Annotated in this window: 20 protein-coding genes; 17 read left to right on the forward strand and 3 right to left on the reverse strand. The window is 56.5% G+C overall.

The window, feature by feature from the left end; genetic code table 11:
* Positions 1 to 9 precede the first annotated feature (9 nt).
* From CLV58_RS17485 to CLV58_RS17565, 17 genes are all read left to right on the forward strand, one after another.
* On the forward strand, positions 10 to 1,860 hold the full coding sequence (locus CLV58_RS17485; RefSeq protein WP_106139110.1) for a cytochrome c oxidase subunit I: 1,851 nt from the start codon (positions 10 to 12) through the stop codon (positions 1,858 to 1,860).
* A 75-nt stretch (positions 1,861 to 1,935) separates the two neighbouring features.
* Positions 1,936 to 2,514, forward strand: a complete 579-nt coding sequence (locus CLV58_RS17490) for a DUF308 domain-containing protein (protein ID WP_245882369.1) — start codon at positions 1,936 to 1,938, stop codon at positions 2,512 to 2,514.
* A gap of 8 nt (positions 2,515 to 2,522) precedes the next feature.
* Positions 2,523 to 2,891, forward strand: coding sequence for a sulfite exporter TauE/SafE family protein (locus CLV58_RS17495; RefSeq protein WP_012931371.1), 369 nt, complete (start codon positions 2,523 to 2,525; stop codon positions 2,889 to 2,891).
* Between the two features lie 14 nt (positions 2,892 to 2,905).
* Entirely contained in the window at positions 2,906 to 3,982 is a 1,077-nt protein-coding gene (locus CLV58_RS17500; RefSeq protein WP_106139112.1) for a c-type cytochrome, read from the forward strand.
* A gap of 63 nt (positions 3,983 to 4,045) precedes the next feature.
* A complete protein-coding gene (locus CLV58_RS17505; RefSeq protein WP_106139113.1) occupies positions 4,046 to 4,501 on the forward strand; it encodes a DsrE family protein in 456 nt (151 codons plus the stop codon).
* 151 nt (positions 4,502 to 4,652) lie between these two features.
* Positions 4,653 to 5,579 carry a molybdate ABC transporter substrate-binding protein gene (locus CLV58_RS17510; RefSeq protein WP_106139114.1) on the forward strand — a complete coding sequence of 309 codons (927 nt, stop codon included), beginning with the start codon at positions 4,653 to 4,655 and terminating at the stop codon, positions 5,577 to 5,579.
* Positions 5,580 to 5,663: 84 nt separating this feature from the next.
* Entirely contained in the window at positions 5,664 to 6,818 is a 1,155-nt protein-coding gene (locus CLV58_RS17515; protein WP_245882370.1) for a hypothetical protein, read from the forward strand.
* Between the two features lie 65 nt (positions 6,819 to 6,883).
* Positions 6,884 to 8,329 (forward strand): YncE family protein, encoded by a 1,446-nt coding sequence (locus tag CLV58_RS17520; RefSeq protein WP_106139115.1) that lies wholly within the window; start codon positions 6,884 to 6,886, stop codon positions 8,327 to 8,329.
* Between the two features lie 85 nt (positions 8,330 to 8,414).
* Positions 8,415 to 9,041 (forward strand): DUF305 domain-containing protein, encoded by a 627-nt coding sequence (locus tag CLV58_RS17525; protein ID WP_146141461.1) that lies wholly within the window; start codon positions 8,415 to 8,417, stop codon positions 9,039 to 9,041.
* Entirely contained in the window at positions 9,038 to 10,435 is a 1,398-nt protein-coding gene (locus tag CLV58_RS17530) for a YncE family protein (protein WP_106139117.1), read from the forward strand. The genes CLV58_RS17525 and CLV58_RS17530 overlap by 4 nt, the downstream gene beginning before the upstream one ends.
* Before the next feature lie 222 nt (positions 10,436 to 10,657).
* Positions 10,658 to 11,695: a sodium:calcium antiporter gene (locus tag CLV58_RS17535; RefSeq protein ID WP_106139118.1), complete on the forward strand. Its 1,038-nt coding sequence runs from the start codon at positions 10,658 to 10,660 to the stop codon at positions 11,693 to 11,695.
* Positions 11,696 to 11,792: 97 nt separating this feature from the next.
* Positions 11,793 to 12,689 (forward strand): LysR family transcriptional regulator, encoded by an 897-nt coding sequence (locus CLV58_RS17540; protein WP_106139119.1) that lies wholly within the window; start codon positions 11,793 to 11,795, stop codon positions 12,687 to 12,689.
* Between the two features lie 75 nt (positions 12,690 to 12,764).
* On the forward strand, positions 12,765 to 13,769 hold the full coding sequence (locus CLV58_RS17545) for a YeiH family protein (protein ID WP_106139120.1): 1,005 nt from the start codon (positions 12,765 to 12,767) through the stop codon (positions 13,767 to 13,769).
* 116 nt (positions 13,770 to 13,885) lie between these two features.
* Entirely contained in the window at positions 13,886 to 15,139 is a 1,254-nt protein-coding gene (locus tag CLV58_RS17550; RefSeq protein WP_106139121.1) for a sulfite oxidase, read from the forward strand.
* A 39-nt stretch (positions 15,140 to 15,178) separates the two neighbouring features.
* Entirely contained in the window at positions 15,179 to 15,730 is a 552-nt protein-coding gene (locus CLV58_RS17555; RefSeq protein WP_106139122.1) for a hypothetical protein, read from the forward strand.
* A gap of 201 nt (positions 15,731 to 15,931) precedes the next feature.
* On the forward strand, positions 15,932 to 16,450 hold the full coding sequence (locus tag CLV58_RS17560; RefSeq protein ID WP_106139123.1) for a hypothetical protein: 519 nt from the start codon (positions 15,932 to 15,934) through the stop codon (positions 16,448 to 16,450).
* A gap of 632 nt (positions 16,451 to 17,082) precedes the next feature.
* The gene (locus CLV58_RS17565) at positions 17,083 to 17,382 is read left to right on the forward strand and encodes a hypothetical protein (RefSeq protein WP_106139124.1); all 300 of its coding nucleotides are present in this window, start codon (positions 17,083 to 17,085) and stop codon (positions 17,380 to 17,382) included.
* A gap of 38 nt (positions 17,383 to 17,420) precedes the next feature.
* Here the strand turns inward: CLV58_RS17565 and CLV58_RS17570 are convergent, their stop codons facing one another.
* From CLV58_RS17570 to CLV58_RS17580, 3 genes are read right to left on the reverse strand one after another with little or no spacing between them, the layout of a single operon-like run.
* Entirely contained in the window at positions 17,421 to 17,882 is a 462-nt protein-coding gene (locus CLV58_RS17570; RefSeq protein WP_106139220.1) for a DUF6691 family protein, read from the reverse strand.
* Between the two features lie 55 nt (positions 17,883 to 17,937).
* On the reverse strand, positions 17,938 to 18,513 hold the full coding sequence (locus tag CLV58_RS17575; protein ID WP_106139125.1) for a YeeE/YedE family protein: 576 nt from the start codon (positions 18,511 to 18,513) through the stop codon (positions 17,938 to 17,940).
* 15 nt (positions 18,514 to 18,528) lie between these two features.
* Positions 18,529 to 19,152 carry a class I SAM-dependent methyltransferase gene (locus CLV58_RS17580; protein WP_106139126.1) on the reverse strand — a complete coding sequence of 208 codons (624 nt, stop codon included), beginning with the start codon at positions 19,150 to 19,152 and terminating at the stop codon, positions 18,529 to 18,531.
* Between the last annotated feature and the right edge of the window lie 4 nt (positions 19,153 to 19,156).

Below are 19,156 nucleotides of genomic sequence, written 5' to 3' on the forward strand. Positions count from 1 at the left end.
ATTTCCCTCATGACAACGGATCAACTTCCCGTGACCGCGCCGACGGCGACCGGCCACGAACCACACTCGTTCTGGACCCGCTACGTCTTCAGCACCGACCACAAGACGATTGCCAAACAGTTTCTACTGACGGGCATGGCCTGGGCCGTGATTGGCGGGGGAGCATCCATGCTTATCCGGCTTCAACTGGGCTTTCCCAGTCTGCACCTGCCCATTCTGCACGCGCTGCTGGGCCGCTACACGTCCGAGTCAGGGCAGCTCACCCCCGACGGCTACCTGGGGCTGGTGTCGATGCACGGGGCTATTATGATGTTTTTCGTGCTGACGGCGGGGCTGAGCGGCACGTTCAGCAACCTGCTCATTCCACTTCAGATTGGTGCCCGGGATATGGCGTCCGGTTTCATCAATAGGCTTTCCTACTGGTTTTTCTTTGCGGCCAGCGCGGTCATGTTTTCCGTGTTTTTAGTCGAAACGGGGCCACCCGAAGGGGGCTGGACGGTTTACCCACCCTTGAGCGCGCTACCTCAGGCATCGGGTGGGTCGGGGCTGGGTATGGTGCTATATCTGCTGGCCTTCGCCTTCTTCGTCGTCTCCACGCTGCTTGGGGGCATCAACTACATCGCCACGGTGATCAACTATCGTACGCGGGGGATGTCAATGAGCCGCCTGCCGCTGACGGTCTGGGCGTTTCTGTTCACCGCCATCATCGCTACGATGGCCTTTCCTGTGCTGCTGTCGGCATTTCTGCTGCTATTTTTCGACAACTCGATGGGCACTAGTTTCTTTCTCAGCGAGATATACGTGGGCGGGCAGGCGCTGCCCGAAACGGGTGGCTCACCCATTCTCTACCAACATCTGTTCTGGTTTCTGGGACACCCCGAAGTCTACATCATCTTTCTACCCGCCCTGGGGATTGCCTCCGAAGTCATCGCTACCAACGCCCGAAAACCCATTTTCGGATACCGGGCTATGATTCTTTCGATGGGAGCCATTGTTTTTCTGTCGTTCGTGGTTTGGGCGCATCATATGTTCGTGTCGGGCATGAATCCGTTTCTGGGGTCGATCTTCATGTTTCTGACGCTGGTGATTGCCGTGCCCTCAGCGGTAAAAGGCTTTAACTACATCACCACCCTGTGGCGGGGCAACATTCGCTTTACCCCCGCCATGCTATTCGCTATTGGGCTGGTATCGTTTCTATTCACCGGGGGCGTAACGGGCATCGTGCTGGGCAATTCAGTGCTCGACATTCAGTTGCACGACACCTATTTCGTGGTCGCCCACTTCCACCTGATTATGGGGTCGGCTTCGTTTTTCGGCACGATGGCGGGTATTTATCATTGGTATCCCAAGATGTTTGGCCGGATGATGAGTGCCAAATGGGGCTACGTGCATTTCTGGCTGACATTTGTGGGAGTATACCTGGTCTTTTTTCCCATGCATTACCTGGGCATTGCGGGCTTTCCGCGTCGGTATTACGCCTTCACCAGCTACGATTTTACCCACGCCTTTAGTGATATGAACGCCTTTATCAGCCTGGCGGCTTTCGTCACCTTCGGCGCGCAGTTCATTTTTCTGGTCAACTTTTTCTGGAGTATGTTCCGGGGAAAGCGCGCCCCGCAAAACCCCTGGCACTCGAATACACTCGAATGGACGACGCCCATCGTGCCGCCCCACGGCAACTGGCCGGACGAGCTGCCGCTGGTGTACCGCTGGCCCTACGACTACAGCAAACCCGGGGCGCCCGACAATTTCATTCCGCAGACGGTACCCTATGCGCTGACGCCCGAATCGAACCTGCCCCATGAGCAGGCGCTGGTGTCGGCGGAGCGTGAACTGAGCTTAGTTCAGAATCGGGCATAACCATTTGTGATTGGCCGGGTTAGCTCTAAACAATGACCTTTGTTTCAATCAACCGGGGCACCTGCCCTTATGACCATGAAAACCCTACATCACCCTGCTCAGCCCTGGTGGCTCATGCACCTGCACAACGTTTGTTACGCGCTGATGGGCGTCGCCCTGCTCATTCACCCGACGGAAACCTCACCCCTGCGGACCGGGCTGCTCGGTGGCCTGCTATTGCTGGCGGGCATCTGCACGCTGACGCTGGGCATGCACCGTCGGCAGCGGGGTGACACCGACAACCTGTGGTTTATTCTCTCCAGCGGTCGCGACATCATTTTCGGTATCTGGCTGCTGGCGGTGATGAATCAGCCGATGGGCGCCATGATTAACACCATCGGATTGTGGGCCATCATCTACGCCTTTTTGCAGGCCATCGAAGCCAACTTCTATTTTCTGGGTACCCGCGCCAACGAAGACAAAGACTACTGGGTCGAAGTCATTCACTTCGCGTGCGTCTTCATCGCCGGGGGCTTTGCCTTCCTGCTCATCATGCGCCCCGACGGACTGACGGCCAGCCTGGGCTACGTGGGGCTGTTTCTGGTGGGGCTAGGGTTGGTGCAGGAACTCCTCACCCGGATGCTTCAGCTCGATGCCACCCGTTACGTTAACTAAGCCGCACCATGACACATGTCCTGCTCTTAGTACTGCTGGGTCTGGTGGCCGGGGCGCTGAGTGGCCTGATCGGCATCGGAGGCGGCATCATCATCGTACCGGCCCTGGTACTGCTGTTCGGCTTCTCACAGATCACCGCGCAGGGAACGGCCCTGGCGACATTGATTCCCCCCGTAGGCCTGCTGGCCGCTTACGCGTATTACCGCGAGGGGGCCATCGATCTGCACGCGGCCATCTGGATTGCGGCTGGCTTTCTAATCGGTGGTTTTCTGGGAGCCAAAATCGCTACGGCCATTCCGGTCAACCTGCTGACCAAAGGCTTTGCCCTGCTGCTCGTCTTTATCGCCGTGAAACTGTGGTTCGGGGGTGCTCACTAACTGATTTCTTTTTGATGAATACTAACCCAACATCCCCCAATCCCTTTCGTCGGCTTGTTCGGCCGCTGATGGCCCTGGGTGGGCTAACGGCCCTATTAGTCGTGGGCCTGCTGCTGACGCTGATGCTGTGGCTGAACGGCTCGGCCACGCAGCCGGTTGCGTTGGCGACGGCCACCCGCACGCCGGTGAGCACGGCTACGTCGACTACCCCGGCCGCGCAGCCTAAACCCGCCTACTGGCACCCGCCCGGCGACAGCCAGTTGCCCGCAGGCGAAGCGGGCAGGCAAGTCAGCTACGGCCGCGAGCTGGTAGCGCACACGGCAAAATACCTCGGTCCGGCGGGGTCGGTTAGGCACCTGTCCAACGGCATGAACTGCCAGAACTGCCACCTCGACGCCGGTACGAAGGTGCTGGGCAACAATTACTCGGCCGTTTTCTCGACCTACCCCAAATACCGCGAACGGTCGGGCACCAAAGAAACCATCGTTAAGCGCATCCGCGACTGTTTCGAGCGCAGCCTCAACGGACGCTCGCCCGACAGCAGCAGCCGCGAAATGCGGGCGATGGTAGCCTACATGAAATGGCTGGGCACCGGTGTACCCAAAGGCGACAAACCTAACGGGGCCGGGCTAGAAAAGCTGGCTTACCTTGACCGGGCCGCCAGCCCCGACAAAGGTAAGCTGGTGTACACCACCAAATGCCAGAGCTGCCACGGTGCCAAGGGGGAAGGTATTACCGTCGCGGGCGACGCCCAGTATACCTACCCGCCCCTGTGGGGTCCCCACAGCTACAACGACGGCGCGGGCCTGTTCCGGCTGTCGAACTTTGCGGGCTACGTCAAGAACAATATGCCGTTTGGAGCCAGTTACGAAAGTCCAATGCTGACCGACGCGGAAGCCTGGGACGTGGCCGCGTTCATCAACTCGATGCCCCGGCCCCACCGGGATCAGCGTCACGACTGGCCCAAACCAGCCGCCAAGCCCGTCGATTTTCCCTTCGCGCCTTACGCCGATTCATTCAGCGAAAAGCAGCACAAATACGGCCCCTACCAGCCTATCGCCGACGCGAAAAAGAAAGCGACAAAGGCATAAAGTTATCCCGTTTCCAGCGGGTAAACCAACGTTAATTCTCAACTTTTTAACAACAAACCTGGCATGAAGACTCTGAAAATTCTGCTCCTCACCGCCTGTATCGGCGCAACGCTACCCACAATGGCCCAGACCACCAACCCCGCCACCTTTCACGGTGCCGACGCTACCAAATCGACCTACCGGGCCGTCTATCAGCTCGACAATGAAGAGCCGGATCGAATCAAAGGTACGCTCCGCAACATCCAGAATGCCATCAACGACCCGCGCCTAAAGGGTAAACTACAGCTCGAACTCGTGGTGTTCGGGGCGGGGGTTGCAGCTTTCAAAAAAGAGAGTGGCTACGAAGAAACGGTGAAGAAACTCCAGGACCAGGGCGTGGTTCTGGCGATGTGCGAAAACACCATGCGCGAACGCAAAATCACCAAAGATGAGCTGTTTCCCTTCCTTTCCTACGTGCCCAGCGGCAACGGCGAACTGATCATCCGGGGGCAGGACGGCTGGACGATTATACACCCTTAAAAAGTCTATGGTATTCAGGTTACGGCTTACGGTGGTCAGACGAGTCGATATGCCGTACGTCTCGTGGGAACATCGATGCGCCAGTCCCGGCAGGTCCGCCGGTGCGGGGGAACCGCAACTGAAAACCGAAATTCAAAAACTATAAACTCCTATGAAACTCCCCCTTCTGACCGCCCTGCTGATGAGCACTCTGTCAACCCAGGCCCAGCCGATGGCCGATAAACCCCACCGCTACGACCCACCCTGGAACGAGCCGCCCACCGGGGGCGTGTCGTTTACCGTACCCGGCGTCGACAATGTACCCGACCTCTACGGCGACATCGTCAACCCCCAACTTGTCGTCTTTATGGGCGGCAATCAGTTTATGGTGCTCGATGAACTGCTGACGGCCTTTAAAAAGCAGTACCCGGCCTACACCCGTATTTTCGTGGAAACGCTGCCGCCGGGTATCTTAGCGAAGCAGATGAACAGCGGCTCCATCGTCATCGGCAACATGCGGATCGACCACCAGCCCGACGTGTACCTGGGCGGTAAAAAACGCGTCGAGGAAAACCGCGACAAACTCAACGGCATCGTCACCTACGCCCGTAATAAACTGGCGATCATGGTCAGAAAAGGGAATCCGAAGCAGGTGAAAACGCTCAACGATCTGGGTCGGGCCGACCTGCGGGTAAGTATGCCCAACCCGGCCTGGGAGGGTATCGGTGGGCGCATCGAGGAAGCCTACGTCAAGGCCGGGGGCGACGCGCTGAAGTCGGCCATCATGCAGCAGAAAGTAAGCGACAAAACCACCTTTCTGACCCAGATTCACCACCGGCAGACGCCCATGCGGGTGCTGTACGATCAGTCCGACGCGGGGCCGGTCTGGTACACCGAAGCGTTTTACCAGCAGATGCTAAAGAACCCGGTTGACCTTGTACCGATTCCCGACAACCACAACGTGGTAGCCGAGTACATGGGTGGTGTCGTCAAAACGGCCCCACACGCCCAGGCCGGTGCCGACTTCGTGAACTTCCTGATGAGCCCAACGGGCCAGGCGATCTACAAAAAGTACGGCTTCATGCCCCCAAAATTGTAAGGACCAGCCCATTGCCGACGCAACCTCTGCACCGGTCTGTCCGTATCAGTCCATAATGTCATCACGTCTAAAAAAAGCATAAAAATGATTGTACCCAAATCACTACTGATTGGCATGCTGGCGCTGAGTGCCACAGCCTGTATGGATCACCGGGAGCCGCCAATCGACTTCTCGCCGACGGTTCACATTGTCTCGCCCGTAGCCAACGCCCGCGTAGCCCGGGGGGACGGCCGACCAGGAGCCGGTAGTTTCAACGGTAGCGGTTTCGAGATCAACGTGGAAGTAATTACCCACGACTCGGTCAACGTTATTACCAACGAAAGTCTGAACATCCGTAACACGGCCCTGCTGGGTAATCCCAATCCCAATATGCCGGGACTCACGGTTACCTTCGACACGGATCTGATCAAGCCCGACGGGGGGATCATTCCGAAAAACACGAATCTGGCGAACCTGTTCAACATTGCCGGTACCGACGACACTCCCGGTGCAGGCGTCACGATGTGGACCGGGTGGCACGTCCTGGAATCGCTGCCGGTGGATGTCAGCCAGTTCACCATCACAGTATCGGTTCAGGATAAGGCGGGCAAAACGGGTACCGATAAAATTACCCTTGCCGTTGCCAGCGGTGCCGGTGTGGCTACCAGCGGACAGGCCTTGACCCCGCTCCCTCTACCAACCCTCAACACGACCGGAGCCGATAATCCGGCTGGACCGGTGGTGACGATACTGGCGCCCCGTACGCCTTCCAGCGTAGCAACCGGCCCCACTGCCGCCCCGACCCCACCCACCAACGCATCGCTGTTTTTCGTCCAGGTATCCGCCCTCGACGTAAGCCGGGCGGGCATTGGCGTCAATGAAAACGGGGATGGACGCGATGACGCGACCCGGGGGACGATTGTTGACCCTACCCAGTCTTCCAAAGGGCCTAATCGCTACGTGACCGGGCTGACGGTGACCTTCGACGTCCCCCTGTTGCAACCCACTGGCAACATCATCGTGGCTGGCGACAACCTGGCCCCCGTATTCAACATTGCGGGTAGCGAACTGGATCCAACCGGGTACGTGCGCACGACCTTCGGTTGGGTCGTTGGTGGCTCGCTACTGCTGCCGCCGGGCAAAACGTCGGTTACGATTACCGCGCGGGTAACGGATAACACGGGCAAAACCGGAACCGCAACCCGCGTCGTGCAGATCAGTCCCGTTGTCAATGGACAGCGATTAACGCCGAATTCATAGTCTAGAACGCCCGGTACCGGGCGTTTTGGCTTATCTTTAGGTTCACCTCAACCCGAAAACAACCCATGCGCTATTTTATCCTGCTGCTCGTCACTAGTTTATTGACTGGCTGCGACCACAAACTGGACCCCACTCTTCCGGGAGACACCAATCCGGTGATGATTTCGTCGCTGGACCGGGTGTACACCGCCGATCAGAGTTCCAATACCGTTTCCGTTATTGATCCCTCCACCGACAAACTGCTGGGGCAGATCAAATTCGGTACCGGTCGCCCCGATCATCTAAGTCCACTCTACAACCACGAGGTAAATGTGCATGGGCTGGGCGTTTCGCCCGACAATCGGTATCTGGCCGTGGTGTCCACGCTCACTAATTCGGTTTCCTTTGTGGATTTGATGACCAATCTGGTCAGCATGAAAACCTACGTGGGCCGCAACCCACACGAAGGTTTTTTCTCGCCTGACGGCAAGCAGTACTGGCTGGCCGTGCGGGGCGAAAACTACGTTTCCGTCATTGATATGAGCACCCAGCAGGAAATTAGGCGGGTCGTTACAGCGAACGGGCCCAGCATGGTCGTCTTTCGGCCCGATGGGCTGGTGGCCTTCGTGAATCATTCGTTTACCGCAGAAATCGACGTCATCGATACCAAAACCTACCAGGTAATCAAACGTGTTCCGGTGGTGAGCCCGTTTTCGCCCAACCTGGCGGCCACCTTCGACGGCAATCAGGTCTGGTTTACCCACAAGGACGTTGGTAAAGTCAGTGTGCTCAATGCCCGAACGTATGAAATTGAAGGCGTGATTGATACCGGGCCCGGCACCAACCACGTGAACTTTGCCGGTCCTGACGGGGGTACCCGTTACAGCGGCAGTGCGGCCGGTGCGTTTGCCTACGTAACCGTCGGCGGGGAAAACGCGGTGAAGGTTTATAGCCGGGACCGGCAGTTGGTGTCCACCATACCGACGGGTCCCAATCCCCACGGCGTCTGGCCATCGGGCGACGGCAGTAAGGTGTACGTTGGCCTGGAGAACGGCGATGCCGTCGACGTGATCGACACCAAAACGAACACGAAGCGAACGGAAATCGCCAGCGGCCAGGCTCCCCAGGCACTCATCTACGTGGTGAAAGCGGTGCCGCCCCCCGCCACGGGCCTGACGAATCTGGTTCCCCTGGCCAGTGGGCCGCCCCTTAACGTGCGCCTGAGCCCGGTGGGAACCCCGCCCGTTCCAGGGGTGGGGGGTGGAGTAACGCTTCGCACCATCGATGGGGTGGATGAAGCAATTCTGATGCTCAAGAAACTGGCTCCCACGACGACGTATACCCTATACCTGTCCGATCAGAAAACCGTGGCGGTTAACCCGGAGGCCGTGCTGAGTTTCACCACTGACGATCAGGGGGCGGTGGAGACCTATGCCTATTACCAGATAAAGCTGCGATTGACGGGCCGGTATATGCTGGTTCTGCAGGGCGACAAAAACCCGGCCGCTGCGGTGGTGCTGAGTACACCCTGATCGGCCGCAGGAGCACCGGGGATGTTCCCCGGACAAACCAGTTCGTGTCCAGATTCACGACTCTTTGCCTGTCAACTCAACGTATATGGTCTATCGATTTGTGTTCTTGTTCACCCTACTAACCGTTACCACGGCCCACGCCCAGCACCACCCGATGCATGCCGCTACCGCGATGGTCAGCCCGTTCAACCGGATGATGGACAGCATGATGGTCTGCATGGATACGGTGCCAGCCAGCCCATCGGCCGACCAGTATTTTTTGGCTCTGATGCTGCCCCACCATCAGGGAGCGGTCGACATGGCGACGTATGAAATCAGTCACGGTCGGAACACCCAGCTAGTGCAAATGGCGAAGAGTATCCGGGCGGAGCAGCAGATCGACATGCAATGGATGAACCGCTGGCTACGGGATTTGACTCACGTTCAGACCTCTGACCCGGATCACGTCCGGCTACAGGGACAGGCTATGATGACCATGATGAAGCAGCTACCCCCCGCCGGTCTGTTACGTGATACGGATCAGGCATTTGCCCGGCTCATGGTCCCTCACCACCAGGCTGCGGTCGTGATGGCACAGATCGTCATCCGATACGGTCAGGACCCGGCGGTCAGGCGATACGCCGAACGGCTGATTTCGGCGGAACAGATCGAGATTGATCAACTACATGAATTCATCGATTCCAGGAAAAATCAAGCTAAACAAGTTAAATGAACGGAAGAACCTTTTTATTTTTTGCCCTCATCGGCGCGGCTTCGTACCGCGTCCAGGCGCAAACGGTATATGCACAGGACCGGGTTTATGCGGCCAATCAGATATCCAATACCGTATCCGTCATTGATCCGGCCACGCAGAAACTACTGGGCGAAATTCCGCTGGGCAAACCCCAGCCGGACATTCTCTCCGCGCTCTATAAGGGGCAGGCACTAGTACATGGCTTGGGCTACAGCCCCCGCCGAAAAATGCTGACCGTCGTATCGATTGGGTCCAACTCGGTCACGCTCATCTCAACGCAGGATAATCGTATTCTGAAAACAATTTACGTGGGTCGGGCACCCCATGAAGCTACTTTTACGCCCGATGGTAACCAAATCTGGGTGTCGGTTCGGGGGGAAGCTTACCTCAGCGTGATCGACGCTACGCAATTGAAGGAGATCGGACGCATTGCGGTATCCGACGGACCGGGGATGGTCGCTTTCAGTCCCGATGGGAAGACGGCTTACGTTTGTTCCAGTTTCACCCCCCAGCTCGACATCATTGACCGGTCTACCCAAAAGCGGATCAAATCGCTGCCCGTTGTCAGTCCGTTTTCGCCCAATATTTTTGCCAGCCCGGATGGGAACTGGGTCGCGTTTACGCACAAAGACGTGGGAAAAACAACGGTTCTCAATGCCCGGACCCGGCAGATTGAAAAAGTCCTGCCATCCGGCCCGATTTCCAATCACGTAACGTTCACGGTGCTCAACAACGACCCCCTGATGCTGGTGACGGTGGGTGGCGAAAACAAACTGAAGGTGTACCGGATCAATCAGGGTTTTGCGCTGACGGACAGCGTATCAACGGGCTCATTACCCCACGGCGTCTGGCCGACAGGCGACGGCAGGCAGGTGTACGTTGGCCTGGAGAATGACGATGCCGTTCAGGCTATTGATCTGCAAACGATGGCGGTTCTGAAAACCATTCCCATTGGTCAGTGTCCGCAGGCCCTGCTTTACGCGACTAAGGCAACGACCTTAGCCAGCCCGTCGGTAACGGGCTTGGTCCCCCTTGGCGACAAGAGCCACTCGCAGGTGATTGCGATGACGCCGGTTGCCGGTGGATTAGCGAAAGGGAGTGTCGTTGTCCGCAGCATTGGCCTGACTGACTTGGCTCTGCAAACGTTTACGCACCTGTTACCAAACACAACATATACTCTGGCGCTGACCCGCTCGGCACAGGCCCCTTACCGGAGCGATACCCCGATCAATGAATTCAAAACGGACGAGAAAGGCATGTTTACCGGGCAGTCGACGGGGAGTATCAAGACGATGGTCCGGCCAGAAAAACCAGCCGATTATCGGTATGTTGTTTTGTTTTCAGGTGGCCAGGCGGTACTGATTGGCCGATGATCTCGACGTTTGCCGTGATGTTATGGTAGTCACCGAAATAGCTGATCAATTAATTTATGTAGTCCCGACAAGCACCCTGTCAGGCCGACGATACAGGCGATAAAAACAGTTCCTCATGCATGTACTGGAACCGATTCGCAAACGCACCAATGAGTCAGGCTAGGCAGGTTATCACAAAAATTACAGCCGCATCGGCGGTTCGATTCATTCCCCAGCCTGACTATGTTTCAGTCGCTCTCGTTACCACTTTTATTATTGATCTTTGCCGGGGGCGCTGCCGTTGTCTGGCGGGCGGGCATTTCCCTTTCCAACACCACCGATTCGCTCGACAAACGCTTTAAACTGGGCGAAGCGTTAGGCGGTACTATTATCCTGGCCATCGTCACGAACCTGCCCGAAATTGCTATTACCGTCAGCGCAGCACTCAGCGACAAAATCGAACTAGCGGTGGGTAATATCCTGGGCGGTATTGCCTTGCAAACCGTCGTGCTGGTGCTGCTCGATGCGGTGGGGATAGGCAAGCAGGATACGCTCACCGCGAAGCAATCGTCGCTGACACTGGTGCTGGAGGGAGCCCTGGTCATTGCCATGCTGACGCTGGTCGTTATAGGGCATCAGCTCCCGAAGGACCTTATTTTTGCTCGGCTCACGCCCGACAGTCTGCTGCTCGTCGGCACATGGGTGGTGGGTGTCTGGCTTACTGGTAAAGCACAGAAGGGCCTTCCCTGGCGGACAAACCCGCCCGAAAAAGTTCCCGAGAAAGACGATGATACGTCTGATAAACGCAGCACGGGTAAGATGCTCCTTGTTTTCGGCGTAGCGGCCTTGGCGACGCTGGCGGGCGGGGTAGCACTGGAAGAAAGCGGGGATGCGATGTCGAAAACGCTGGGCATGGATGGCGTCATTTTCGGAGCGACCATCCTCGCTGCGGCCACGTCCCTGCCCGAAGTATCGACGGGTCTGGCCGCCGTTAAACTAAAGGACTATACGCTGGCAGTCAGCGATATTTTCGGCGGTAATGCATTCCTACCGGTGTTGTTGGTGCTGGCAACCGTGATTACAGGCAAGCCAGTGCTGCCGACAGCCCAGAAGAGCGATATTTACCTGACTGGACTGGGCATACTGGTCACGATTCCCTATCTCTACGGTGCGCTGTTCCGGCCTAAACGGCAGATCGCCCGCATGGGGCTGGACTCATTCGTGGTACTGATTGTCTATGTCATTGGCGCCGCCGGGCTGTTTCTGATCGCAAAGAAATGACAGCCGACAGATTCTTATTGATACGAGCTGACCAGTCATCACGCTATGAGTAAGTCCGGTTGCATTTTCTGATTTATTAGTTCACTCATACGCATTTATGTTCGACTTTCGCCTAACCGTTTTTTATACCGTGGCCCGGCGGCTGAGCTTTACCAAAGCGGCCGCCGAGCTGTTTGTAACCCAGCCCGCCGTCACCAAGCACATTCAGGAACTGGAAAGTCAATTGGGCACGGCCCTCTTCGACCGGCGGGGTAATCAGATCAGCCTGACTACGGCGGGCAACGTATTACTGCGCCATGCTGAAACCATCATGGGCGTGTACCGGCAGATCGAGTTTGACCTCAACGAATTGAAGGGAAAGCCCGGCGGACGACTGCGGTTGGGGGCCAGTTCCACCATCGCTCAGTACGTCATTCCGGCGGTGCTGGCCCGCCTCGGCGAGCAGTTCCCGGACGTCACGCTGTCGCTGCTAAGTGGCAACACCGAGCAGATCGAACAGGCCCTGCTCCACGACGAGATTGACCTGGGACTGGTGGAAGGCCGTACCCATCACAGCGACGTTCGCTACACCCCCTTCGTGAAGGACGAACTGGTGCTGGTCTGTCGCGCGGATCACCCGCTGGCCGGACGCGACGAGATCACGCTGGACGAGCTGAAGACGGTGCCACTGGTACTGCGCGAACCGGGATCGGGCTCCCGGGAGGTGGTCGAACACGCGCTGCGCGGGGCGGGCCTGCGCCCGACGGAGTTGCGACAGGCGATGCAACTGGGCAGCACTGAGGGTATCAAAACGTACCTGAGCAGTTCATCGGGCATGGCCTTCGTGTCGATCTTCGCCGTGCCAAACGAACTGAAAAGCGGGACGCTGCGCGTACTCGATGTAGCCGATCTGACGATCGAGCGCGATTTTTACGCTATCCAGTTACAAGGGATGGGTGAGGGGCTAGCCGATACGTTCATGCGCTTTGTCCGGCGGCAGTATAACGCCCGGTAATTGGGCATCAGTAGCCGTAATTGGCCCCGGTGGTATAGGGGCGGTACCTTTGTTGTGGACAAATCAGGACACGTAATGAACACTGCCCACGCAACCGCCGAACGCCCCGCTACCCAACTGCACCTCTGGAAACAACGGGCGCAACACCTGCTCGACCACCGCTTTACTACCCGCCAACTGGTGTTTATCGGGGCCGTTATCCTCTGCCTGACGCCGATCATGTCGCCCCCGCTGGCCCTGTTGCTGGGGCTGATAATCGCCCAGTTCATCGGTCATCCATATCTGCACCTGAACCATAAAGCAACCCACTGGTTCTTGCAGGCATCGGTGGTGGGGCTGGGCTTCGGCATGAACGTCCACAGCGCGGTGCAGGCGGGTAAAGAAGGCGTACTGTTTACCGTCGCATCCATCGCCGGTACGCTGACGGTCGGGATTCTGCTGGGCAAATGGCTCAAGATCGATAAGGTTACGGCCCACCTGATTGCCGCCGGTACGGCCATCTGCGGGGGCAGTGCTATTGCGGCTCTGTCGCCGGTGATGAAGGCCGAAGAAAAGCAGCTCTCCGTTGCACTGGGTACCATTTTTATCCTCAACTCGGTGGCTCTGCTGGTCTTTCCGGCCATCGGGCAGTGGCTGCACCTGACCCAGAATCAGTTCGGGCTGTGGTGTGCGCTGGCCATTCACGATACCAGCTCGGTCGTGGGCGCAGCAGCCAAATTCGGCCCGGAAGCCTTGCAGGTCGCTACGACGGTCAAGCTGGCGCGAGCTTTGTGGATCATCCCCGTTGCGCTGGGTACGGCGGCTCTGTTCAAAACCGGCAAGGGCACCATCACCATGCCCTACTTCATCGGCCTGTTTATCCTGGCGATGATCGTCCACACCTACGTACCCGCCATTCAGCCGGTAGCCGACGTGCTGGTCAGACTGGCGCATATTGGTCTGACGCTGACGCTGTTTCTGATCGGAGCGGGGCTGTCGGGCAAGGTAATCCGGGCGGTGGGCTGGCAGCCGCTGGCGCAGGGCGTGGTGCTCTGGATGCTCATCTCGGCCGCGTCCCTCTGGGCGATTCTGACGTTTTAGTATAGAGACGCAAGAGGAGAGATGAAAGACCTGACGACCGGCCATTATCTTTCTTCCTGCGTCTTTCCTCGTTCAACTTCTCTCGTAAATTGCATCACCCTTTTACTCTAGTTCGTATGAAAACCAATCAATCCGACGCGTCGCTTTTTAACCGGCGGGGCTTTCTCAAGACCTCCTCGCTGGCCACACTGACGAGCCTGCTGGGTATCCCCATCGCCTTTGCCGACCGGCTACCCAAACACTACCTACCGCTGGTTTTCCGGCTGGACGACCCTACCAACCCGATGGCCACCAAAAACAAAAATATGGTGGTGCTCAACGACAAGCCTTGGAACGTCGAAACACCCGCTTACCTGCTCGACGACGACGTAACGCCCGCCGATAAGATGTTTATCCGCAACAACGGGCAGATTCCGGCTAGCATCGACCTGGCAAACTGGAAACTGACCATCAACGGCGAATCGGTCAAAGCACCCAAAACCTATACGCTCGCCGAGCTGAAAGCTAAATTCAAGCCCTACACCTACCAACTGGTGGTCGAGTGCGGGGGTAACGGCCGGGCGGGGTACTTCCCCAAAACGGCGGGCAACCAGTGGACCGAAGGGGGCGTGAGCTGCGCCGAGTGGACGGGCGTGCGGCTGAAGGATATTCTGGCCGACGTCGGCATCACCGACACGGCGGTATACATCGGCTACTACGGGCAGGACCTGCACCTGAGTGGCGACCCCAATCAGCCAGTTATTTCGCGGGGCGTACCCATAGCCAAAGCCCTCGAGGACGAAACACTGGTGGCCTGGGCCATGAACGGGCAGGACATTCCGCTGGTGCACGGCTACCCGCTGCGGCTGGTGATTGGCGGCTGGCCCGCGTCGGTGTCGGGCAAGTGGCTGCATACCATTGCCATCCGCAACAAGGTGCACGACGGGGCCAAGATGACGGGCAAAAGCTACCGCGTCCCCATCCATCCGGTGGTACCGGGTGTCGATCCGCCGGATAGTGATTTCAAGATTATCGAGTCGATGCCGGTCAAATCGGTAATTACCTTCCCGCAGACGGGACTGGAAACGCCGATGGGCAAACCCCTCGCCTTGCGCGGCCACGCCTGGGCGGGCGACCGTGTCGTGAAAGAACTTTACGTCTCGATTGACTTCGGCGAAACCTGGCAGAAGGCTGATTTGAAAACCCCGAAAAACCGGCTGGCCTGGCAGCAATGGAGCGCCGAGGTGAACTTCCCGATACAGGGCTACTACGAAGTGTGGGCGCGGGCCACCGACGACAAGGGCGTATCGCAGCCGATGGTGATGCCGCAGTGGAACCCCGAAGGCTATCTCAACAACGCCTGCCACCGGATTGCGGTGAAGGTGGTTTAGAAAAGGAGAACGGACGAGAGGGACAAACGGGAAATTACTATGAAACAGAAAGACAAGTTTAAAGAAACCGGGAATACCCGGCGGACGGCGAAGTTCCGCTGGCTACTGGCCAGTCTGTGCGTGTGGTTGCTCTGTGCCTGGGTAGCCCAGCAGCCGGTTCCGGCGAAGAAAGCCCCGGCCAAAGCGCACACGGCGGCTCCGGTCCGCCGAACCACGACGACAAAAAAGTCCGTTAAAGCCAAAGCAGCCGCTGTGGTAGCCACCGAAACGGCCCCGATGGACGCGACGGCCCTTAATGCGCAGGGCGTGGTGGTCGATGAAGCAACAGGGCTAGCCCTGGGCGAGAACATGATTCTGGTGAAAGGCCAATGCACCGTCTGCCACAGCAGCAAGCTGATTCTGCAAAGCCATTTCGACCGCGAGAAGTGGGTCGAGCGGATTCGGTGGATGCAGCGCACCCAGAAACTCTGGGACCTGGGCGAGACAGAAAAGCCGATTCTGGATTATCTGGTCAAGAATTACGGTCCTATCAAAACGCCCTTCGACGGGCGTAGACTCCCGCTTGAGACGCCTAAGTGGCATACCCGGTAGGTTATCCTACTTGATTGTAGCCAGAAAAATCGTGCGTTGTCAGTGCGCCTAAGGTTGTTGACAACGTACGATTTTTGTCCAATCGATCTAGTTAACTGTCTTTTTTTTAAAACCGAATCAACGCGTTACGGCCTGGCGACTTATCTTTTGCTGGGAGTTCCGTAAACGTGCGTCTCACCTTTTAGTATAAATACTTAAACAATGACCACTCCTGAGTTTGATCGGAATCGGTTCGATCAACGCTACAGACCAGCCCGAATCAACGTACTGTTTGTGGCCGAAGCCCCCGGTACGACCGAAAAGCATTTTTATTTGGGCAACACCAATCTATACCGAACTGTCTATGCTGCCTTTAAGGACGTGTTCGGACCCTTTGCATCAACGGAAGCCTTTCTTCACTTTTTTGCCTCCCTGGGCTGCTACCTGGATCATCTCAGTGAGCAACCCCTCGACACATCCAGCAGGAGCCAACGAGAGCATGGTCGTTCCCTGGCTATAGCGTCTCTGAGTCAACGGCTGCGTAGTTACCAGCCCGCCAGTTTGCTTCTGCTGATGAAGGCGATAGAAAAACCCGTCCAGCAGGCGATCAATCGATCCGGTATTACCTCGATTCGGCATCAGAGAACGACGGCTTACCCGGCGGGTAGCGAAGCCAATCGGCAAGTCTGTCTGCGCGACATTAAATTTGCCATAACACATTGGCTGGATGATACGGATTAAGGCCTGGATTACATGGTTACAAGTGTTTTGTTGTCAGCTGTCGCCCGCTGCTTTACCACAGTGGTATCTGGTTTCGTCTCAAAAAATTTATTTATTATTGAAAAATTAGGGGTTGGATTTAAACTAATTGGACACTGACCGTCTGCCGCGGCACACCTGCTCGGCTATACCCAATGATTGTAATCAGTATAAAGACTCACTAACTCTAAAGCATTTTTTAGCTCATTTAATTGACAACTTGAAGATTTCAGCGAAACTGACTACCCCACGGGGCCGCCCAATTTCAAAAATGACGGACCGCGCCACGGCGGCTATTTATTTCACGTTAAACTGACCGTGGTGCTGTCAAGCGTGACCCGGTCTGGCGTGACCCGGTCTGGCGTGACCCGGTCAAAATGCTACGGAATCCACCGCACGGCCTGTACGCCGGAGCGGGACCATTGCTCTATGCCTCTGAAATCTCCAACTTGAGTTGAACCCAGGTATTTTCGACGCAGGAAGTCGCCGATAAACTCCACCCGCAGGCAATACCTGTGCGGGTTATTGAGGAAGGAACCCTTCAACTCGGTCCGTTTACCCTACAAGCGATATCGGTTCCTCATGAGCCCGTTTTGGACGATCACTTACCTAAGATGTTTGCTTTTGTCATTGACAATCAGGTGCTCAATCCCGCAGACTCGTTCTCTCCTATCCTACTGAATTATAAGGGGATCGAGTTGCTGGTACTGCCCGTCATGGCTCCGTTTCTGACCGAGCTTGTGGTAGCCAATTTTGTCAAACAGATGCAACCCAAACAGATCCTGCCCGTCCATGATGGGTATGCCAAATCGTTCTTTCTCCAGCAACGGTATGAAACATACGGGCCTTACGTTGAGAAATTAGGCATTCAGTTTCATTACCTGACCGAACCAGGACAGGCCGTTATACTATAAATCGTGAAATCCGCCGTGTGGAAACGTAAACGACCCTATTACTGCGGCAGTTTCTCCCGAAAGTAGCCATACAGCCACGTACCTCCTATAGCACTCAGCAGTGTAACCGCCACAAGGCCATACCCACTGCCAATCTGAGCGAATAAGGGTCCTGGACAAGCGCCGGTAATAGCCCAGCCCAAGCCAAAAATAAGCCCGCCATAGATCTGGCCTTTGTGAAAGACCTTTGGCGCAATATGAACCGGCTCGCCAGTCATCGTTTTGATACCGAAGCGCTTAATGAATTGTACGGATAGGAGCCCTACCACAACGGCACTGCCGATAACCCCGTACATGTGAAACGAATCAAGCCGAAACATTTCCTGAATCCGGAACCAGGAAATGATTTCAGCTTTGACGAAGACAACGCCAAACAGCAGACCGACAATCAGGTACTTTAGATTGGCAAGCCCCGTTTCGGGTTTAGTTTTTGCCCCGGGCGCTTCGTGGAGAGATCCCAGGTCATTCGATGAACGCGGCTTTAGGGGAAAGGATTGATTCAAGGGGAAGGATGGTTTAGTTGACCCAGGCGAAAATAAACGGCAGTAAGAGGTGCGTCATCACAAAGCCGCCCACCATGAAACAAATCGTTGCCACCAATGATGGCCATTGCAGGTTGGAGAGGCCCATGATGGCATGCCCCGATGTACAACCTCCGGCCCACCGGGTTCCGAAGCCCACCATCAACCCGCCAATAACGCTGAAGAACAACCCTTTGAGCGTAAACAGATTCGACAGGGCGAATAGGTCGGCGGGCATCAGTCCCGAAAAATCCCGAATCCCCAGATCCTGTAAAGCCGCTACGGTTCGCGGGGCTATACTGATCGAGTCAGGGTTGGCCAAAAAGCGGGTGGCGACAAAACCACCCAGTAGCACACCCGCCACAAAAAATAAATTCCAGGCTTCTTTCTTCCAGTCATAGTGAAAAAAGGAAATGTTAGCCGGCAGGCAAGCCGCACAGATGTGCCGAAGCGACGACGAGATACCGAATGACTTATTGCCGATCAGTAGCAGCGTGGGAACGGTAAGGCCAATGAGCGGCCCAGCTACGTACCAGGGCCAGGGTTGCCGGATTGTATGCAGAAATTCCATAAGGTAATAAATTGACTACACGCTAGTTGACAAATTCCGTTTAAAGCGACAAAACAGAAAATTCTGGGTGGTACCAAACGGGGTTTGGTGATCTTCCGTCACGCAATGAAGCTTCGTAAAGCCCGCCTTTAGTTGTCCTTCCAGCTCCGGTTCTGAGTACTGTTTAACGGCAAGTCCACTGCATCGGTTCGGCCCATGCTCCGAAAAGGTACCCATGGTGATGAATCCGGTAACGGCCTGTCGGGCCGTCTGAAGGTAGGTCGCAATCTGATCCGTCGACGTTAGAAAATGAAACGTGGCCCGGTCGTGCCAAATGGCATAGGTCGACGTTGGCCGGAAGGTCAGCACATCACTCACGATCCAGTTGACCCGGTTTGCCTGCTGGCCGATTCGTTGTTGCGCTCTGGTCAGGGCGTGGGCCGAAATGTCAAGTACGGTAATCTGCTCGTAACCGTCAGCGAGTAGACAGTCAACCAGGGTACTATCGCCCCCCCCAATGTCGATGATGGGGGCTGTTTTGGGTAGCTGGCAACGGCGAATGAATTCCAGCGATGTCTGGGGAATAGCCTGCGTCCAGCTTACCTGGTCGGGTTGTTTGGTCCGGTAAACGGTTTCCCAGTGTTGATGATTTTCAGTCATGATA

Source organism: Spirosoma oryzae (genome assembly GCF_003002825.1).
Lineage (GTDB): Bacteria > Bacteroidota > Bacteroidia > Cytophagales > Spirosomataceae > Spirosoma > Spirosoma oryzae.

What these genes read in the sequence shown, in the direction of transcription:
- CLV58_RS17565 (WP_106139124.1), top strand. Translation starts at nt 17,083, where the DNA reads ATGTTTGCTTTTGTCATTGACAATCAGGTGCTCAATCCCGCAGACTCG.
- CLV58_RS17500 (WP_106139112.1), top strand. Translation starts at nt 2,906, where the DNA reads ATGAATACTAACCCAACATCCCCCAATCCCTTTCGTCGGCTTGTTCGG.
- CLV58_RS17515 (WP_245882370.1), top strand. Translation starts at nt 5,664, where the DNA reads ATGATTGTACCCAAATCACTACTGATTGGCATGCTGGCGCTGAGTGCC.
- CLV58_RS17490 (WP_245882369.1), top strand. Translation starts at nt 1,936, where the DNA reads ATGAAAACCCTACATCACCCTGCTCAGCCCTGGTGGCTCATGCACCTG.
- CLV58_RS17485 (WP_106139110.1), top strand. Translation starts at nt 10, where the DNA reads ATGACAACGGATCAACTTCCCGTGACCGCGCCGACGGCGACCGGCCAC.
- CLV58_RS17525 (WP_146141461.1), top strand. Translation starts at nt 8,415, where the DNA reads ATGGTCTATCGATTTGTGTTCTTGTTCACCCTACTAACCGTTACCACG.
- CLV58_RS17580 (WP_106139126.1), bottom strand. Translation starts at nt 19,152, where the DNA reads ATGACTGAAAATCATCAACACTGGGAAACCGTTTACCGGACCAAACAA.
- CLV58_RS17530 (WP_106139117.1), top strand. Translation starts at nt 9,038, where the DNA reads ATGAACGGAAGAACCTTTTTATTTTTTGCCCTCATCGGCGCGGCTTCG.
- CLV58_RS17550 (WP_106139121.1), top strand. Translation starts at nt 13,886, where the DNA reads ATGAAAACCAATCAATCCGACGCGTCGCTTTTTAACCGGCGGGGCTTT.
- CLV58_RS17510 (WP_106139114.1), top strand. Translation starts at nt 4,653, where the DNA reads ATGAAACTCCCCCTTCTGACCGCCCTGCTGATGAGCACTCTGTCAACC.
- CLV58_RS17545 (WP_106139120.1), top strand. Translation starts at nt 12,765, where the DNA reads ATGAACACTGCCCACGCAACCGCCGAACGCCCCGCTACCCAACTGCAC.
- CLV58_RS17540 (WP_106139119.1), top strand. Translation starts at nt 11,793, where the DNA reads ATGTTCGACTTTCGCCTAACCGTTTTTTATACCGTGGCCCGGCGGCTG.
- CLV58_RS17520 (WP_106139115.1), top strand. Translation starts at nt 6,884, where the DNA reads ATGCGCTATTTTATCCTGCTGCTCGTCACTAGTTTATTGACTGGCTGC.
- CLV58_RS17560 (WP_106139123.1), top strand. Translation starts at nt 15,932, where the DNA reads ATGACCACTCCTGAGTTTGATCGGAATCGGTTCGATCAACGCTACAGA.
- CLV58_RS17495 (WP_012931371.1), top strand. Translation starts at nt 2,523, where the DNA reads ATGACACATGTCCTGCTCTTAGTACTGCTGGGTCTGGTGGCCGGGGCG.
- CLV58_RS17535 (WP_106139118.1), top strand. Translation starts at nt 10,658, where the DNA reads ATGTTTCAGTCGCTCTCGTTACCACTTTTATTATTGATCTTTGCCGGG.
- CLV58_RS17575 (WP_106139125.1), bottom strand. Translation starts at nt 18,513, where the DNA reads ATGGAATTTCTGCATACAATCCGGCAACCCTGGCCCTGGTACGTAGCT.
- CLV58_RS17555 (WP_106139122.1), top strand. Translation starts at nt 15,179, where the DNA reads ATGAAACAGAAAGACAAGTTTAAAGAAACCGGGAATACCCGGCGGACG.
- CLV58_RS17505 (WP_106139113.1), top strand. Translation starts at nt 4,046, where the DNA reads ATGAAGACTCTGAAAATTCTGCTCCTCACCGCCTGTATCGGCGCAACG.